The organism is Methylobacterium gnaphalii (assembly GCF_007992215.1).
In the GTDB taxonomy this organism is placed as follows: Bacteria; Pseudomonadota; Alphaproteobacteria; order Rhizobiales; family Beijerinckiaceae; genus Methylobacterium; species Methylobacterium gnaphalii.
The window spans coordinates 1-15,569 of record NZ_BJZV01000026.1; the positions used below are offsets into that span (position 1 = coordinate 1).

Sequence of the window (15,569 nt, forward strand, 5' to 3'; positions counted from 1 at the left end):
CGAGTTCAAGTCCCGCAACCGGCACCACTCCATACGAGCCTGCAAGCAAGAGCCGTCCGATCCCCTCGTCGGGCGCAGACATCCGTCGTGACATTTCTGGTGATCACGAGCGGTCGGCGGGGCCTGCTGCACGAAGAAGGCAACCCGCTTACCAGGGGCAATCAGGAGAAGCCCCGTGCATCGTGATCGCCACAGGCTACCGGCTACCGGCCTTGCTGGTAGCGTTCGACGAGGCAACGTAACTTTCAAGCAGTCTGATCGCCGTCGCAAGCTCACCCATGGCGTCTCGAGCCACGATGATACCGTGCCGCTCGTACACGGCTTTTAGGGCTTCCTCAGCGAAGGTCGCCGCATAGATCAATTTTGCCAGATCTTCTTCGGGCACTTCTGCCATCAGTCATCCCCATGTGGCCGAGCGCTGAGGCTTAGCATGGTCTTCGGTGCTTGATCTGTTGCCCGATATACCGCGGTCACTAGCTTGCTTGGTCTGCCGGATCGTACTGCGCTCTGCTGAAACGATCGAGCCGCATCGTGCAGCGGACGACACAACCGCGTCAGCCACCAGTCATCGGGGGGAAGAAGGCGATTTCCTGGGCCCCCGCGATTGCGCTGTCGGTGCGGGCATGGACGCGATCAATGGCGGCGCGCACCACGTCCTCATTTTCGAAGGCGTAGGCATACTCCTCACCGCGGCCCTTGAGCCAGGTCACGAGGTCGGCGACCGTCCTAGTCTCGACAGGAGGCGCGACAGTCTCCTCGGCCTTACCTATTCGTTCTCGGACCCAGGCGAAATAGACGAGCTTCATGGCTGCTCCAAGTCCCTGTCCCGGGATGTCCCATCACGACAAGCCCGCCACCGCCCCGTCGGGGACGCTTCAAGGCTCGTCGATTACGTGCCGGATACCGGCCCTCATGTAGTCCCAACCGGTGTAAAGTGTCAGGGCCGCGGCGATCCAGAGCAGGACGAGGCCGATAGTGATCGTGCCGGGCAAGACAGTCTCGCCAGCCGGCCCTGCGACAAGGAAGCCGAGCGACATAAGCTGCACGGTGGTCTTGTACTTTGCGACCTTGCTGACTGGCACGCCAACCTTCAACTCGGCGAGATACTCCCGCAGTCCCGAGACCAGAACCTCGCGGCAAAGGATGACGATCGCGGCCCAGACGGAGGCGCCTGCGACTGTGTGATCGGCCACCAGCATCAGCAGACATGCTGCGACCAGCAGCTTGTCGGCGATCGGGTCGAGCATGCGCCCGAGCGCCGAGCTCTGCGCGTAGGTGCGAGCAACGTAGCCGTCGAGATAGTCGGTGATGCCGGCTGCAATGAATACCGCGAGCGCAGCGAAGCGGGCCTTGTGCTCCTCGGGCCAGAACAAAAGCGCCACCAGCACCGGCACCGCGACGAGGCGACCATAGGTCAGGCAGTTCGCGAGCGTCCACGCTTGCGAGCGCCTCTGAGGAAAGACCGCGTTCATCGGCGCGGTGAAATCACGCGCTCGCGAGGGCGTCAACCGCGGCGTTTGAGACATAGGCTCAGGCATTTGAGCTCAGGCATTCGCATGGAAGAAGTCGTAGACAGCCCTTGCCGTCGCGGCGTTGACACCCGGTGCCTGTGCGAGATCCTCCAAAGCGGCGCGCTGAATCGCTTTCACGGTCCCGAAATGATGCAGCAGCGCCCGCTTACGCGTCGGCCCGATGCCGGCGATCTCATCAAGCGGATTGCGTACCATCTCGCGCTTGCGCTTGGCGCGGTGGGTGCCGATAGCGAAGCGGTGGGCCTCGTCGCGCAGTCGCTGCACGAAGTAGAGCGTCGGGTCGCGCGGCGGCAGCTTGAATGGCGGCTTGCCTGGGATGAAGAAGGTTTCGCGGCCAGCGTCGCGATCGCGCCCCTTGGCGATGCCCACCAAGGCAACGTCCGTGACACCCACCTCCTCCAACGTCGAGCGGGCCGCCTCCAGCTGACCCTTACCTCCGTCGATCAGAACGAGATCGGGCCAAGCGGGGAAGGCATCGCCGTCAGTGTCCGGCTCTGGAATGGGTTCGGCAACGCCCCCGTCAGAAGCCGCGAGCGCCGCCTCTTTCGGCGTACGGGGCGCCTCCTTGACGAGGCGCTTGAAGCGCCGGTGCAGCACCTCGCGCATCATTCCAAAATCGTCGCCCGGGGTGAGCTCTTCCGACTTAATGGTGAAGGTGCGGTAGTTCGTCTTCATGAAGCCTGTCGGGCCAGCGACGATCATCGCGCCGACCGCGTTCGTCCCGGAGATGTGGGAGTTGTCGTAGACCTCGATCCGGCGCGGCGCTTTGCCGAGACCGAAAACCTGACCGAGTGCGGCGAGCAGCTTGCCCTGCGAGGCGGTGTCCGCGAGCCGGCGACCGAGCGCCTCGCGCGCATTGCGCTGGGCGTATTCCACCAGCGCCTTGCGCTCACCACGTTGTGGCTGGTGGATCTCGACGCGGTAGTCGACCCGGCTCGAGAGGGCAGCGGCTACGAGTTCGGCATCCTCAATGGCGTGGCTGACGAGCACCGCCCGCGGCGCCGGCTTGTCATCGTAGAACTGCCCGATGAAGGAAGAGAGCACCTCGTCGGGGCTCATGGTCTTGTCGGCCTTCGGAAAATAGGCGCGATTGCCCCAGTTCTGGTGGTTCCGGAAGAAGAACACCTCGATGCAAAATTGGCCGGCCTGCTCGTCGAGGGCGAAAACATCGGCTTCCTCGACGCCCTGCGTGTTCACGCCCTGCGTTCCCTGAATGGCCGAGAGGGCCGCGATACGATCGCGAAAGCGTGCAGCCCGCTCGAACTCCATAGCGTCCGAGGCCTCTTGCATCGACTCGCGCATGCGATCCTTCACGGCACTCGACCTGCCGGACAGAAACGCCTTCGCGTTTTCGGCGAGCGCCGCATAATCCGTCTGGGAAATCTCGCCAGTGCAGGGGCCGGAGCAGCGCTTGATCTGGAAGAGCAGACAGGGTCGGCTGCGGTTCTCGTAGTAGCTGTCCGTGCAAGTACGCAGCAGGAAGGCGCGTTGCAGCGCGTTCACCGTGCGGTTGACCGCCCAGACACTGGCGAAGGGTCCGTAATAGTTGCCCTTCCGGCGCCGTGCGCCGCGGTGCTTGACGATCTGCGGAGCCGGTCCGTCCGAGGTCAGCAGGATGTAGGGAAACGATTTATCGTCCCGCATCAGCACGTTGAAGCGGGGCTTCAACTGCTTGATGAGGTTGGCCTCAAGCAGCAGCGCCTCGGTTTCGGTGGCCGTGGTAACAAATTCCATCGCCGCCGTCTGCGAGATCATGCGGGCTATGCGATTGGAATGGGCTTGGCCTCGCGCGTACGAACCGACGCGGGCTTTCAGGTTCTTCGCCTTGCCGACGTAAAGGACGTCGCCCTTGTAATCGAACATCCGGTAGACGCCGGGCGAGCTCGGCAAGGTCGACCAGAACCGGCGAATGACCTCGGTGCCGGCAGCGACCACGCCGGGCTCGAAATCAAAATCGATCTCCGTGGCATCGTCGAGGGCGGGTGCCTCCAGCTCCTCGTCCTCTGGAGCGTCAAACCCGTCCGGGGGAACGTCGCCTTGGTTCGATCGAAATCCGTGCCGGCTCATGCCCCCGATGTAAGGCCCGGCGATTCCGCTTGGAAGGGCCGGCGCGCTGGTTCAGTCGAACAGCGCGTCGATGTCGGACTGGTCAACGTGACCGGGATCCTCGTCGAGCTTCGGTCCGTTCAGGAGAGACTTCTCGTCGTCGATGCTCACGGCGGGCGCGTCGACTGTGATCAGCTCGCGGAAGCTGTCGAGACCGCTCCAGGCCTCGATCATCCGATCGAGATGCTCTTCGACGAATTTCAGCACGCCGACGATCTTGCTGATCCGCTGACCGGTCAGGTCCTGAAAGTTGCAGGCCTCGTAGGCGACGATGACGCGTTCGAGGATCGCATCGACATGCGCCTGCGTCGCCCTCGGCAGTCGCTGGCCGCGCAGCATGTTGGCATTAGTCTCGATCTCTTCGATGGCACCGAGGATCGTCGAGGTGGCAGCTTCGGTCGACTCTACCACGGCATCGAGTTCGCCCGCGACGCGGCGCATGCCCTTGCCGGCACTGTCGGACCGGTGGAGGTTCGCGATCTCCTGCTTGGTTCGCGTGATCGCGTCCTTCATCAGATCGAGTTCGGAGCGCATGGCGAAGGCCTCGCTCAGCTCACGCCGGCAGGCTTCGATCGTCTCGCCGGCGCTGGCCTGCGTGAGGCGCTTCAGATCTTGGATCGCGGAGAGTATCTCGTCGAGCTGGGCAGCTCGTGCCGGTGACGCTCCCGCCGTCTCGGCCTGTATGTCGAGGCTTAGGCCGAGGGTATCCTCGATGCGGTAGCGTTTTGCGGTCATCGTTCGGCTTCGGCCCATAGCGGCGGTGGCCCGTGAAAATCCCGCAAAACGGTTTCCAATTGCTGAAAGGATTCAGGTCAGTCCCGGTATTTACGCTTTGCTTACGACGATTCCGATCAGCCAGAGGCTCTCGACGACAAGCCAGGGCTCCTGCTTCTCCAGTAACTTACTGAGATCAAACCACATTCATTCAACGTCCTTAACGCAGCGGCCCGGAACGTCGTGAACGATTCACCACGTTCTTTCACCGGTTTCTTGTCGCGGACAGCAATGCTCGATGCGTGAGTACTGCGCGAAACGAGCCTTGCGCGAGCACTGCCAGTTTTTCCGCACGCGACAGGGACGAAATGCAATGCGTTTGACGATAGCCCTTTGCGCGGTTGGGGCCGCCGCGGTCATCTCGGCGACAACGGCGCAAGCTCAGTCGCGCTCCGGCCAGTATGGCGGCGGCTTCATCGAGTATTTGGTAACAGGTGGCAGCCCTACGCCGGCTCGCGCACCAGGCCCTGCTCTGCGCGACGACGGCGTACTGCCTCAGCATCCTGCAGCCTACGGCTATGGAGGGCCCGGCGCGATGCGCTATCCCGACGAGAACCCCTATTCTGGCAGTAGCCCCGTGCCCACGACACCGCTACCGCGCACCCGCATGGCCGCCCTACCCTCGCAGGCAGGGCCCCAGGATGCCGCGATCGGACGTACGATGGACCCCCGCTACGAGCGCCAGGTCGTCGCGTTTTCGGGTGGCCAGCGCCCAGGCTCGATCGTTATCGATACGAACGCCAAGTACCTCTATCTCGTGCAAGCCGGTGGCCGCGCCATTCGCTACGGCATCGGCGTCGGTAGACCCGGCTTCCTTTGGCACGGCACCAAGACCATCAGCGCCAAGCGCGAATGGCCGGATTGGACGCCGCCGGCGGAGATGCTGCTGCGCCGCCCCGACCTGCCGCGCCACATGGAGGGCGGCCCGGCCAACCCGCTCGGTGCCCGCGCGATGTATCTCGGCTCCTCGCTCTACCGTATCCACGGCACCAACGAGCCGCACACCATCGGTCAGGCCGTCTCGTCCGGCTGCATTCGAATGATGAATGAGGACGTTATCGACCTCTACGAGCGCATCCCGGTCGGGACACGCGTCGAGGTGATCTGACAGGCACAATCCAGAAAAAGGCCCCGGTGTGGATCGAACCGCACCGGGGCCTTCTTACACTTGCATCCTGCGAGACCGACAGAGGTCAGACCCAGTCGTCGTCGCCACCGCCGAAATCACCACCAGGATCGTTGTCAAACGACGCATCGTCGAAGCCTGCGGTATCGCTGCCGCCACCGAGGGCAGAGCCGAGATCCTGGTTGTCGCCGCCGCTGCCAGAGAAATTGTTCTCGGTGAACGAGTCGCCGCCTCCGAGGCCAGCCGCCGCAGCGCTGCCGAGATGCGAGTGGCCGCCGGCGAAGGCGTTCGAGAGCGCGCTACCGAGCAGCATGCCGCCGGCAGCACCAGCCGCCATTGGGAGGGCGGTAGCAAGGAAGCCACCACCGCGCGCCGGAGACTGTTGGGGCTGCCCACCCCACGGACCACCCTGCTGCGGACCACCATAGCCCGGCTGCCCGCCCTGCGGGGGATAACCCTGCTGCGGACCGCCATAGCCACCCTGATTGCCCCAGGCCTGCCCGCCCGGACGTGGCTGGGACTGCGGATCCTGGCGCCCACCACCGCCGAAAATGCTTGAGAGGAAGCCGCCGCCCTGGGACTGCTGCTGTGACTGCTGCCTAGCCTGTTCGAGTTGCTGGTTGAGGCTCTTGATCGCCTCTTCCTGCACGTAGATCAGCTGCGCCATCGCGTAGGGCGCGTAAGGCTGGCTGCGCAGCTTGTCGGCAATGAAGCGCTCGGCATCCGCGTCCCGCTGCTGGCCGGAGGCCTGCTCGAGCCGTTGGAAGATCCCATTGATGATGTCGCGTTCTTCGCTGTTCATAGGCCGTCCTCCTGAGGGCGGGCGGCAGCATCGCCACCGCATGACATCTCAGAGATGGGGGGCTGCGAGAGCTTTGTCAGGGGTCGCTGCAAACTTTGCGCTGCGCGCAGGAGCCGCGGGATGGAAGTCACGACAACGGCCGTGACCTACACAAGCTCGAAACGAGGGAAGCCCGGCCGTGAGGCCGGGCTTCCTGAGCGATACCGAAGCGGTAGAGCTTGATCGGGCACGACCGCGAGGATCGCCCCCAAGTTCGGTCTTAGTACGAGCCGAACTTGTAGTTGATGCCGGCGCGGACGACAGCGAACTCGGTGTCGCGGATGCGCTGGTTGCCAGAGGCGACGATGACGCCCGGGCTGCTGGTCGTGACAAGCGCGCCCGCGTTGTTGACGGCGAAGGCGCCTGCGCTGTTGTTGTTGTTGCGATCGAGGTTCACGTACAGACCTTCGACCTTCAGCGTCACCGCCGAAGAGCGGAAGAAGTTCAGGAAGGAGTCGGTCGGGAGAGCGTACTCGACGCCACCGCCTGCGACCCAACCGGTCTGGAAGTCGTCCGAGGAGACACCGGTCCCGAACTGGCTGCCGCCGCCGCTGCCGTAAGCGAAACCGCCGGTGCCGTACACGAGGGTGCGGTCAAAGGCGTAGCCGAGACGGCCGCGAACGGTGCCGAAGTAGTCGAGGCCCGAGAGGCCGTTCGGGTTGAACACAGCCTGCGCAGCGAGCGGGCCGGTGGAGACGAAGCGGTTACGATCGCGACCGAAATCGGCGTACTGGGCGTCGGCCTCAACGCCGATCACGAAGCCCGAACCAGGCGTGAACTGATAGTTGTAGCCGATCTGACCACCGCCGACGAAGCCGTCGCTGCTGCGCTGGCCCGGGAAGGCGATGACCGCCGTCGTGCCCGGCAGAACCAGAGTGCTAGCGCTGTTGACGCCGAGAACAGTCGGGTTGTTGTTGTCAGAGGTGCCGAAGCCGTAACCAGCGTTGAAACCGGCGTAGAAGCCCGTCCAGGTGAAGACCGGAACCGGCGTGAAGACCGGCGGAGGTGCAGCACGGCGCGGCAGGTCGGCAGCGAACGCCGAGCCGGCGAGAGCGATAGCAGCGAGGGCAGTCGTGGCCCGGAGGAAAGATTTCATCGTACTGGTCCCTTTTACTCTGCGCCGATCCGCCTGAGGGCAGGTCCGGCGCGGTTCCCCGTATCTATTCCAGCAACCGAGGGGATGCTGTTGCGCTGCAACCACGCCAGCCGTCCCGAAGGCGGCCCCTTTGTGGCGATGGTTGCCGATCCCTTGGTCACTTGAGGCTAAAACGCCACCAAACGGTCAAGGTTGCCTTACCGCCGAGCTTTTTTCCCCTGTTTTTTCGGACAAGTTGTCGCAGGAGCGGAACCCGTACGGCCAAGTTCCATCGCCGAGATACCAAGCGTTCAAGGGGGGGCGATGTGCGGTGCCGCACGCGATTTTGGTCGCGGAACGAGCGTTGATCACGGTGTTAGGGCGATCGCTGAGATCAATCGGCCGTAATCGGCTTCTGCGCGGTGCGTCGTGCGTCGATAGCTAAAGAAGCGCTCTTCGTCGGCATAGGTGCACAGGCCAAGGGCGACGGCTTCTCCGATCCCAGCCTCTTCGAGCCGAGACACAATGAAGCCGGGCAGGTCGAACTGCGCGTGCCCGCCCCGTTTGCCCTCTGCGAAGAACCGCTCCGAGCCCGGCGCCTCGGCGCGGAAGCGCTCCACGAAATCCGCGCTGACCTCGTAGGCGGCCTGCGAGATGGTAGGCCCGAGGACAGCGACGATGTAGCTGCGAACGGCGCCGAGATCCTCCATGGCGGCGACCGTGTTCGCGATTACGCCAGTGAGTGCGCCCTTCCAGCCGGCATGGGCAGCGCCGACGACACAGTTCTCGGGATCGGCGAAGAGGATCGGTCCACAATCGGCGGTGGCGATGCCGAGCGCGAGACCCGGAACCCGCGTGACCATGGCGTCGGCCTGTGGGCGCTCTTCGAGCGGGAACGGCGCCTCGACGGTGACTACCCGGTTTGAGTGCACCTGATAGAGACTGACCAGGGCGCTCGGCGGAAGCGCGAGTTGCGCGCACATCCTTGCTCGGTTCTCAGCGACGAGGGCCGTCTCGTCGCGCGAGCCAATGCCGCCGTTGAGCGAGGCGTAGAGCCCATCCGAGACACCGCCCTGCCGGGTGAAGAATGCGTGCCGCACATACGAGTGCGAGGAAAGTTCGGGTGCTTCGATGAACATGGCGGATCCAGGCAATCAATCATTGCGGGGCCGTGATCACGCCGGGACCGGAAATCCGGGCAGCACAGCGAGAGAGGGATGGCTGAAGCAGAGTACCTTGAACAGGGAGCCCATGCCTCGCCGCGAAGGGTCGGTCAGCCGCGCATGGGCTGCCTCGATCGCGGCAGCCTGAGCCGGCGTCGCGCGCTGCTTCAACCGATCGGCACGCAGACGCAGGCCGAGCGCGCCCAGAAAATCGCGCTGATCCACGGGACCGTGGATGCGTGCACCCTCGGCAGAGGCGGCGGAGACGAGCGCGGCGAAATCGACATGGGTCGTGAGGTCAGCCTCGCCCGGCGTCTCGAGCGGATCGACGAAGCGGTGATGGGCGAGCGCCTGCAACGTGTCGCCGAAGCCTGGCCGGACATGACCGTAATCAATGGTGAGCAACGCACCGCCCTGCCGCACGAGACGCGTCGCGAGCGCGCGCGTGATCGCAAGCGACGCGCTCGGCACAGTTAGCACGACACCGACAGCGGCATAGCGAGTGATGGTCGCGTCAGGCTCCGGGGAGAGGCCGCGCACAAGCCGCGCTCCGTCGGCCGACAGCCCGACCTGACGCTCGCACCAACCGTTCTCCCGGCGCTCGAATTGCCGCACGGGCAGCGCGTCGAAGAACTCGTTCGCAACGACGATCATCGGGCCGTCGGGGAGCGTATCGACGGTCTCGTGCCAATGCGGGGAGGCGGCGGAGAGCTGCTCCTGCTGGAGCGCGCGCAGCACTGGGCTCGTCTCGACGAGATGGAGATCGATCGCGGAACCAGGGGCGGTGGAGCGCAGTGCCCGCAGGGCGTCCGCCATCAGCGTGCCGCGGCCCGGACCAAGCTCGACGAGAACGAGCCTTTCGGGCGCGCCCATCGCTGCGTAAGCCGCGGCGATCCAAACGCCGATCAGTTCGCCGAACATCTGGCTGATCTCGGGCGCCGTGACGAAGTCGCCGCTGCGTCCGAGCGGGTCGCGCGTCGGGTAATAGCCGTGCACCGGATGCCCGAGGCACAAGGCCATGTACCGGTCGAGGCCGATCGGCCCGTTCTCGCGGATCTCGGCCGCGATCTCCCTGAAAAGCGGCGTCGGCCCTGGCATGGGACCGGTCAGATCTGGCCTGCTTCGGCCTGGACCTCGACCTCGGGATGCCGGGGCCGGGTCACGCCACGCGCTGCGAGGACGATGTACGTTGCGCCTATGATCGCCATGGGCACGCAGAGCAACATGCCCATGGTGATGCCGCCACCGAGCGCGCCAACCTCACGCCCGAACAGGAAGCCGAGTTGCGGGTCGGGCTCACGGAAGAATTCGCAGAACGTCCGGGTGATGGCGTAGCCGAGCACGAAGATGCCGCCGAGCAGTCCCGGCTTGCGAAAGCCGAAGCGGCGCACGCAGATTGCCATGACTATGAAGAGCAGCAGGCCTTCCGCCACCGCCTCGAAGAGCTGGCTCGGATAGCGCGGCACGTCCCCGCCCGTCGGGAAGACGATCGCGTAGGGGAAGTCGGGCGCTGCGCGACCCCAGAGCTCGCCGTTCACGAAATTGGCGATGCGGCCGAAGAACAAGCCGATCGGCACCACGACGGCGGCAAGATCGAGCATGGTGTAGCCGTTGAGCCCGCGCGTGCGAGCGAAAAGCAGGAGCGCGAAGATCGAGCCCAGGAAGCCGCCGTGGAACGACATGCCACCGTTGCGGATCGCCAGGATCTCGGCCGGGTCGTCGAGATACATCGGCAGATTGTAGAACAGCACGTAGCCGATGCGGCCGCCGAGCACGACGCCGAGCGCCACCCAGACGATCAGGTCGTCCACATCGCCGAGCTTCGGCCGCTTGACCACGCCCCAGAGCGAATCGGCAGCCACCAGCCGGCGCGCGTAAAACCAGCCGCCGACTAGGCCCGCGATGTAGGAGAGCGCGTACCATTTGACGATCGGTACCCCGCTTATAGATATCGCTACGGGATCGATGGCCGGGAACGGAATGGCGAAGAGGGGCGGCATCGGCTGAGGTCCCGGTGCGTCGGGCAATGCGATCGGTCGCGCTGGCCTTGCACCCGGGGTTGCGGAAGCGTCAAGCCTGGGTCGCCAGCGCTTGCCTCGAGGCCTGTGTCGCAGGAAGCTCGCCCCCAGCGGACGAGTCTGGGGAAGACTGGCGTGTTGGGCAATACGGAGATGGTGGCGCGGCTGGTGCTGGCGGGGGCGCTCGGCAGTGTGATCGGGTTCGAGCGCGAGCGGCTGCTCTGGGCAGCGGGCTTGCGCACGCACATGCTGGTCTGCGTCGGCGCCTGCCTGATCATGCTGGTCTCGGCCTTCGGCTTCGCCGACGTGTTGAGCGCGGACAAGGTCGTGCTCGATCCCTCCCGCGTCGCCGCTCAGGTCGTCTCGGGCATCGGCTTCCTCGGCGCGGGCACGATCCTCTTGCGCGGCGAGGTTGTGAAAGGGCTGACCACCGCTGCGAGCCTTTGGGCCGTCGCGGCCATCGGCCTCGCGATCGGTGGCGGCCTCTACGTGGCGGGCATCGCGACGACCATCATCGTCGTCGGCATCCTCGCTGGTGTGAAGCCGATCGAGGAGCAGTGGCGGGGTCGCATGCAGACGCGCTCCCTGCTCCTAATCGTGAAACGCGGCGCGATGTCGATCGAAACCCTGCACGAGGTCACTGGCGAGCGGGCCTCGCGCGTACGCCATTTCATGGTGAAGCCGGGCGCAAACGAGGGTGAGGACGAGGTGACGATCTCCTTTGTGCGGCTATCGCAGACAAGCGTCGACAACATCGCCAAGCGGCTTCGGGACAACCCGGCCGTCATCGATGTCAAACGAACGAATGAATAGAATTTTCGTCTACGGCGGCCGGCGACATCGGCGCAGTCCCCCTTAAGCCCGCAAGGTCTCTGGCGAGAGGAAAGCGCCATTCAGACGAGCATCATCGAGCCGGCGATTTGAGAATCATGGATCAGCCCGCAGGCGGCGATGCTCCCTATCCGGCCGACGATGTCGCGTTGTCGAGAAACAGCCGGTAGGCCGGGTTCTCGGTCTCATCGACGTAGGGGTAGGCCAGGACATCAAGTGCGGCGTCGAAGCGGGCGCGCTCGGCCGGCGGCACGTCGATCCCCGCCAGCACCCGGCCGTAATCCGCGCCGTGATTGCGGTAGTGGAACAGCGTGATGTTGAAGCCGTCGCCCAAAGCCTCGAGAAACTTCATCAGCGCGCCGGGGCGCTCCGGGAACTGGAAGCGGTAGAGCCGCTCGTCAGGCAGGCCCTGCGCGCGGCCGCCGACCATGTAACGCACATGAACCTTGGCCATCTCGTTGTCGCTCATGTCGAGGACGCGATAGCCCGCCGCCGTCAATGAGGCGATCAGCTCGCGCTTCTCCGGCTTGCCGCCGGGCAGGTTGATGCCGACGAAGATCTGCGCCTCCGCGTCGCGGGCGTAGCGGTAGTTGAACTCGGTGATGGCGCGCGGTCCCAGCGCAGCGATGAAGGCACGATAGGCGCCCGGCCGCTCGGGGATGGTGACCCCGATCAGGACCTCACGCTCCTCGCCGATCTCGGCGCGCTCCGCGATGTGGCGCAGGCGGTCGAAATTGAGGTTGGCGCCCGACGAGATCGCGACGAGCGTACCTCCTCCGCCGTGCTCGGCTGCCCAGGCCTTGGCGCCGGCGAGGCTCAGCGCCCCCGAGGGCTCGGAGACGGCGCGGGTGTCGTCGAAGATGTCCTTCACCGCCGCGCACATGGCGTCGGTATCGACGGTGATCACTTCGTCAAGATGCTCCCGGCAGAGGCGGAAAGTCTCCTCGCCGACCTGGCGCACAGCGGTACCGTCTGCGAAGAGGCCGACGCTCGGCAGAGTGACGAGGCCGCCCGCATCGAACGCCGCCTTCATGCTCGCAGCATCGTCCGGCTCGACGCCGATCACCTTCGTTTCGGGCCGTAGGTACTTCACGAAGGTGGCGATGCCGGCCGCGAGTCCGCCGCCGCCGATCGGCACGAAGATCGCCTCGATCGGCCCGGAATGCTGGTGCAGGATCTCCATGCCGATGGTGCCCTGACCGGCGATCACGTCGGGATCGTCGAAGGGGTGCAGGAAGGTCAGCCCCTGCTCGGCCTCAAGACGGCGGGCTTCTCCGAGCGCCTCATCGAAGGCGTCACCGTACAGGACGACCTCGGCGCCGCGCGCCCGACAGGCATCGACCTTGATGGCAGGCGTCGTGTTCGGCATCACGATCACCGCCCGCACGCCGAGCTGTGCCGCCCCGAGTGCGACACCTTGGGCGTGGTTGCCTGCCGAGGCGCAGATCACGCCGCGCGCGAGTTGCTCCGGATCGAGACCCGCCATCTTGTTGTAGGCGCCGCGCAGCTTGAACGAGAAGACCGGCTGCAGGTCTTCGCGCTTGAGCAGCACGGGACGGCCGAGGCGCTTTGTCAGACGCGGCATCGGGTCGAGAGGGCTCTCCTTGGCCACGTCGTAGACGCGGGCGGAGAGGATCTTCTTGATGTAATCGGTCACGGCAGGAGACTTCGCGGCGGAGCAGACGACTCCGAAACGCCCGATCTAGTCCCTCCGGCCTTCGGACGCGAGCGCCGTAGCGCAGGTCTGACCTTCAAAGCCGGTCGATGACGGCCGCGATCCAAACCAGGGCCGCGATCCCCTGCGCCGCGAAGGCGCCGGCCGAAGCGAGATCCTTGACCACACCGATACGCGTGTGACGGTCGGGATGAAGGTGATCGCAGAGCTTCTCGATCGCGGTGTTGAGGAATTCGGCGCAGAGCATCAGCAGCAGGCTTGCAAGCAGTGCGACGCGGATCCACAGGCCCGTGCCGAGCAGCAGCGCCACGGGCAGCCCGAACGCCAGCAGCACGAGTTCCAGCCGGATCGCGCGTTCCGTGCGCGCGCCGTAGACGAGGCCGCGCCAGGAATTGAGAAAGGCGAGGTAGAGCGCCCTCATGCGCTGGCATCCGGTGCCGATCGAGCGATCCAGCGTGCCAGGATCGGCCCGGTCAGCAGGACAGTGAAGAGGCGCAGCGTCTGCACGCCGAGCACGAAGGACACGTCCGCCTTCGAGCCCACGGCGATGATTGCCACGGAATCTAGGCCGCCTGGGCTGGTCGCCAGGAAGGCGGTGAGGAAATCGATCGGCAGCAGGAAGGTCAGGCCGTAGGCCCAGGCGCCGCAGAGCAGGATGATCGCGCCGGTGGCGACGAGGATACCGGGCAGCGCGTGCAGGGTTGTCAGCAGCGTCTCGCGCGTGAAGCGCAGGCCGACATACCAGCCGATGGCCGCATAGGCTGCGTCGAGCAGCGGTCCGGGCACCGCGACGCTGGCGATGCCGGTGGCGTGCAGAGCTGCGCCGAGTAGCATCGGTCCGACGAGCGCACCGGCTGGCATGCGCAGCACAAGGGCCATGCCCGTGCCCAGAGCTGCGATCCCGAGCGTTGCGACGATGGAGGTAAGCGGGAAAGGCTGAGCCACTGCACTCGCGGGTTCGGCGGAGACATCGACGAGGAGGCGTGCCACCAGCGAGGCGGTGAGCACCACCGCGGCGACGCGCACGTACTGCATGAAGGCGACGAGGCGCGGATCGGAGCCGTAGGCCTCCGACATCGCCACCATCGCCGCCGCACCGCCCGGTGCCGAGCCCCAGGCCGCCGTCGCGCCGGGCAAAACCTGGAGCCGGGTCAGCGTGAGGCCCACCACAACGCCCGCCAGAACCGTGACCAGCACCGCGGCAACCATCAGGGCACCGTCGTCGATGATGGTCCGAGCGATCTCGGGCGTGACCGAATGTGCCACGAGGCAGCCGATGATTGCCTGTGCCGCGAGGAAGAGCGGACGCGGTAGGAGAAGCCGGGCGCCGCCCACGCCGAAGGCGATGGCGGCCAGCATCGGCCCAAGCAGCAGCGCCGCCGGAAATCGCGCAAAGCTGAGCGCGATGGCCAGAACGGCGGAAACCGCCAAAAGCCCCATCCAGCGAACGGGCGTGCGGAGATCGGACAAGGGCTGCTGCCGCAGGTTTCAAGGAGAGCCGCGGGAGCGCCGCGCTGCGGTGCCGCTACACTGCCTGCAGCCGGCTGTCACGGTTGCGCGGCGGATAAGGACGTCCCGCCGTCGGCTCCGAGACGACGAAGCCCCGCGGAGCCGCAGCTCCGCGGGGCTTCTCTCAGACGTGTATCAATCGATCACGGGCAGGCGTGCCGCACACCATCAAAACCGAGATAGGTGCCACTCCGGCGATCGTAGGAGCGGAAGCGGCTGGCGCAGTAGGCGACAGACCGATCGGGTTGGACCACCTCGGTCTGACCCACATCGTAGCCTTCCTGATCATAGCCATAGGCAGCTGGAGCATAGCCGCCGCCATAGTAGCCATCGTCGTATCCGTAGCCGTTATAGCCGTAGCCGTAACCGAGACCGCCTGCTGCGAGACCCAGGCCGATTCCGGCGCCAAGGGCGCCATAACCCAGGCCGCGGCGATACCCGTAGCCGCGGCCATTGAAGCCACGGCTGCTGCCGAAGCCACGGTTGTTTGCAAAGCCACGGTTGTTTGCGAAGCCGCCAACCACGCCGGGAGTGCCGGCGCGGTTCAGGCCGCCGCCGAGCCCGGCGCGTTGGAAGCCGTTGCCAACTCCGACTCCACCGTTACGGAAGCCGCCGCCGGCCACCCCAAACGAGCCGCGTTGTGCGCCAAGCGCTGCGCCGCCACCAAAGCCACCGGCGCGAAGGCCAGCGCCGCCGCCACCGAAACCGCCTCCCCGAAAGCCACCACCGCCGCCGCCGAAGCCGCCCCCGCCGCCATGGAAACCTCCGCGGGCGTCCGCAGTTGCAGGAACCAGTAGGAGTGCGCCGGCCAATGCCGCCGATGCTGTAAGGATGCGATTCATCGTTTTCACCACGTTGCGGGAGATGTCCCTTGGTGGAGAAACTCTTCCGTGCGCTGATGGATCATGCGGCAAAACCG

General features: G+C 65.6%; 16 protein-coding genes. 2 read left to right on the forward strand and 14 right to left on the reverse strand.

All coding sequences use genetic code 11. The annotated features are described in order from the left end of the window. Positions 1–196: 196 nt before the first annotated feature. From MGN01_RS18740 to MGN01_RS18760, 5 genes are all read right to left on the reverse strand, one after another. Positions 197–394 (reverse strand): hypothetical protein, encoded by a 198-nt coding sequence (locus tag MGN01_RS18740; protein WP_147048356.1) that lies wholly within the window; start codon positions 392–394, stop codon positions 197–199. Between the two features lie 160 nt (positions 395–554). Then, the gene (moaD, locus tag MGN01_RS18745) at positions 555–806 is read right to left on the reverse strand and encodes a molybdopterin converting factor subunit 1 (RefSeq protein ID WP_147048357.1); all 252 of its coding nucleotides are present in this window, start codon (positions 804–806) and stop codon (positions 555–557) included. Between the two features lie 69 nt (positions 807–875). Next, positions 876–1,472, reverse strand: coding sequence for a CDP-diacylglycerol--glycerol-3-phosphate 3-phosphatidyltransferase (gene pgsA, locus MGN01_RS18750; protein ID WP_147048358.1), 597 nt, complete (start codon positions 1,470–1,472; stop codon positions 876–878). Between the two features lie 72 nt (positions 1,473–1,544). Continuing rightward, a complete protein-coding gene (gene uvrC / locus MGN01_RS18755) occupies positions 1,545–3,599 on the reverse strand; it encodes an excinuclease ABC subunit UvrC (RefSeq protein ID WP_147048359.1) in 2,055 nt (684 codons plus the stop codon). Between the two features lie 51 nt (positions 3,600–3,650). Next, a complete protein-coding gene (locus MGN01_RS18760; RefSeq protein ID WP_147048360.1) occupies positions 3,651–4,373 on the reverse strand; it encodes a protein phosphatase CheZ in 723 nt (240 codons plus the stop codon). A gap of 352 nt (positions 4,374–4,725) precedes the next feature. Between MGN01_RS18760 and MGN01_RS18765 the strand changes: the two genes are divergently transcribed. Next, the gene (locus MGN01_RS18765; protein ID WP_147048361.1) at positions 4,726–5,520 is read left to right on the forward strand and encodes a L,D-transpeptidase; all 795 of its coding nucleotides are present in this window, start codon (positions 4,726–4,728) and stop codon (positions 5,518–5,520) included. Positions 5,521–5,605: 85 nt separating this feature from the next. On the opposite strand, the gene MGN01_RS18770 is transcribed toward MGN01_RS18765, so the two are convergent. The 5 genes from MGN01_RS18770 to lgt all read right to left on the reverse strand — a co-directional run bounded on the left by MGN01_RS18770 (position 5,606) and on the right by lgt (position 10,617). Further along, a complete protein-coding gene (locus MGN01_RS18770) occupies positions 5,606–6,340 on the reverse strand; it encodes a DUF2076 domain-containing protein (protein ID WP_147048362.1) in 735 nt (244 codons plus the stop codon). Positions 6,341–6,599: 259 nt separating this feature from the next. Continuing rightward, a complete protein-coding gene (locus MGN01_RS18775) occupies positions 6,600–7,475 on the reverse strand; it encodes an outer membrane protein (protein WP_147048363.1) in 876 nt (291 codons plus the stop codon). A 347-nt stretch (positions 7,476–7,822) separates the two neighbouring features. After that, a complete protein-coding gene (gene pgeF / locus MGN01_RS18780) occupies positions 7,823–8,593 on the reverse strand; it encodes a peptidoglycan editing factor PgeF (RefSeq protein WP_147048364.1) in 771 nt (256 codons plus the stop codon). 36 nt (positions 8,594–8,629) lie between these two features. Further along, positions 8,630–9,715, reverse strand: coding sequence for a class I SAM-dependent methyltransferase (locus tag MGN01_RS18785; protein WP_147048365.1), 1,086 nt, complete (start codon positions 9,713–9,715; stop codon positions 8,630–8,632). Positions 9,716–9,723: 8 nt separating this feature from the next. Continuing rightward, the gene (lgt, locus tag MGN01_RS18790; protein WP_147048366.1) at positions 9,724–10,617 is read right to left on the reverse strand and encodes a prolipoprotein diacylglyceryl transferase; all 894 of its coding nucleotides are present in this window, start codon (positions 10,615–10,617) and stop codon (positions 9,724–9,726) included. 153 nt (positions 10,618–10,770) lie between these two features. On the opposite strand from lgt, the gene MGN01_RS18795 reads away from it, so the two are divergent. Next, positions 10,771–11,448 (forward strand): MgtC/SapB family protein, encoded by a 678-nt coding sequence (locus MGN01_RS18795; RefSeq protein WP_147048367.1) that lies wholly within the window; start codon positions 10,771–10,773, stop codon positions 11,446–11,448. Positions 11,449–11,593: 145 nt separating this feature from the next. Here MGN01_RS18795 and ilvA read toward each other — a convergent pair whose 3' ends face one another. The 4 genes from ilvA to MGN01_RS18815 form a co-directional block, all read right to left on the reverse strand. Next, complete coding sequence (gene ilvA / locus MGN01_RS18800; RefSeq protein ID WP_147048368.1) at positions 11,594–13,168, reverse strand: threonine ammonia-lyase, biosynthetic; 1,575 nt, start codon at positions 13,166–13,168, stop codon at positions 11,594–11,596. A 49-nt stretch (positions 13,169–13,217) separates the two neighbouring features. Further along, entirely contained in the window at positions 13,218–13,562 is a 345-nt protein-coding gene (locus MGN01_RS18805) for a diacylglycerol kinase (RefSeq protein ID WP_147048369.1), read from the reverse strand. After that, positions 13,559–14,611 carry an AbrB family transcriptional regulator gene (locus MGN01_RS18810; RefSeq protein WP_373319171.1) on the reverse strand — a complete coding sequence of 351 codons (1,053 nt, stop codon included), beginning with the start codon at positions 14,609–14,611 and terminating at the stop codon, positions 13,559–13,561. The genes MGN01_RS18805 and MGN01_RS18810 overlap by 4 nt, the downstream gene beginning before the upstream one ends. Positions 14,612–14,793: 182 nt before the next feature. Continuing rightward, complete coding sequence (locus tag MGN01_RS18815) at positions 14,794–15,492, reverse strand: BA14K family protein (RefSeq protein WP_147048370.1); 699 nt, start codon at positions 15,490–15,492, stop codon at positions 14,794–14,796. Between the last annotated feature and the right edge of the window lie 77 nt (positions 15,493–15,569).

What these genes read in the sequence shown, in the direction of transcription:
- MGN01_RS18740 (WP_147048356.1), bottom strand. Translation starts at nt 394, where the DNA reads ATGGCAGAAGTGCCCGAAGAAGATCTGGCAAAATTGATCTATGCGGCG.
- moaD (WP_147048357.1), bottom strand. Translation starts at nt 806, where the DNA reads ATGAAGCTCGTCTATTTCGCCTGGGTCCGAGAACGAATAGGTAAGGCC.
- pgsA (WP_147048358.1), bottom strand. Translation starts at nt 1,472, where the DNA reads ATGAACGCGGTCTTTCCTCAGAGGCGCTCGCAAGCGTGGACGCTCGCG.
- uvrC (WP_147048359.1), bottom strand. Translation starts at nt 3,599, where the DNA reads ATGAGCCGGCACGGATTTCGATCGAACCAAGGCGACGTTCCCCCGGAC.
- MGN01_RS18760 (WP_147048360.1), bottom strand. Translation starts at nt 4,373, where the DNA reads ATGACCGCAAAACGCTACCGCATCGAGGATACCCTCGGCCTAAGCCTC.
- MGN01_RS18765 (WP_147048361.1), top strand. Translation starts at nt 4,726, where the DNA reads ATGCGTTTGACGATAGCCCTTTGCGCGGTTGGGGCCGCCGCGGTCATC.
- MGN01_RS18770 (WP_147048362.1), bottom strand. Translation starts at nt 6,340, where the DNA reads ATGAACAGCGAAGAACGCGACATCATCAATGGGATCTTCCAACGGCTC.
- MGN01_RS18775 (WP_147048363.1), bottom strand. Translation starts at nt 7,475, where the DNA reads ATGAAATCTTTCCTCCGGGCCACGACTGCCCTCGCTGCTATCGCTCTC.
- pgeF (WP_147048364.1), bottom strand. Translation starts at nt 8,593, where the DNA reads ATGTTCATCGAAGCACCCGAACTTTCCTCGCACTCGTATGTGCGGCAC.
- MGN01_RS18785 (WP_147048365.1), bottom strand. Translation starts at nt 9,715, where the DNA reads ATGCCAGGGCCGACGCCGCTTTTCAGGGAGATCGCGGCCGAGATCCGC.
- lgt (WP_147048366.1), bottom strand. Translation starts at nt 10,617, where the DNA reads ATGCCGCCCCTCTTCGCCATTCCGTTCCCGGCCATCGATCCCGTAGCG.
- MGN01_RS18805 (WP_147048369.1), bottom strand. Translation starts at nt 13,562, where the DNA reads ATGAGGGCGCTCTACCTCGCCTTTCTCAATTCCTGGCGCGGCCTCGTC.
- MGN01_RS18815 (WP_147048370.1), bottom strand. Translation starts at nt 15,492, where the DNA reads ATGAATCGCATCCTTACAGCATCGGCGGCATTGGCCGGCGCACTCCTA.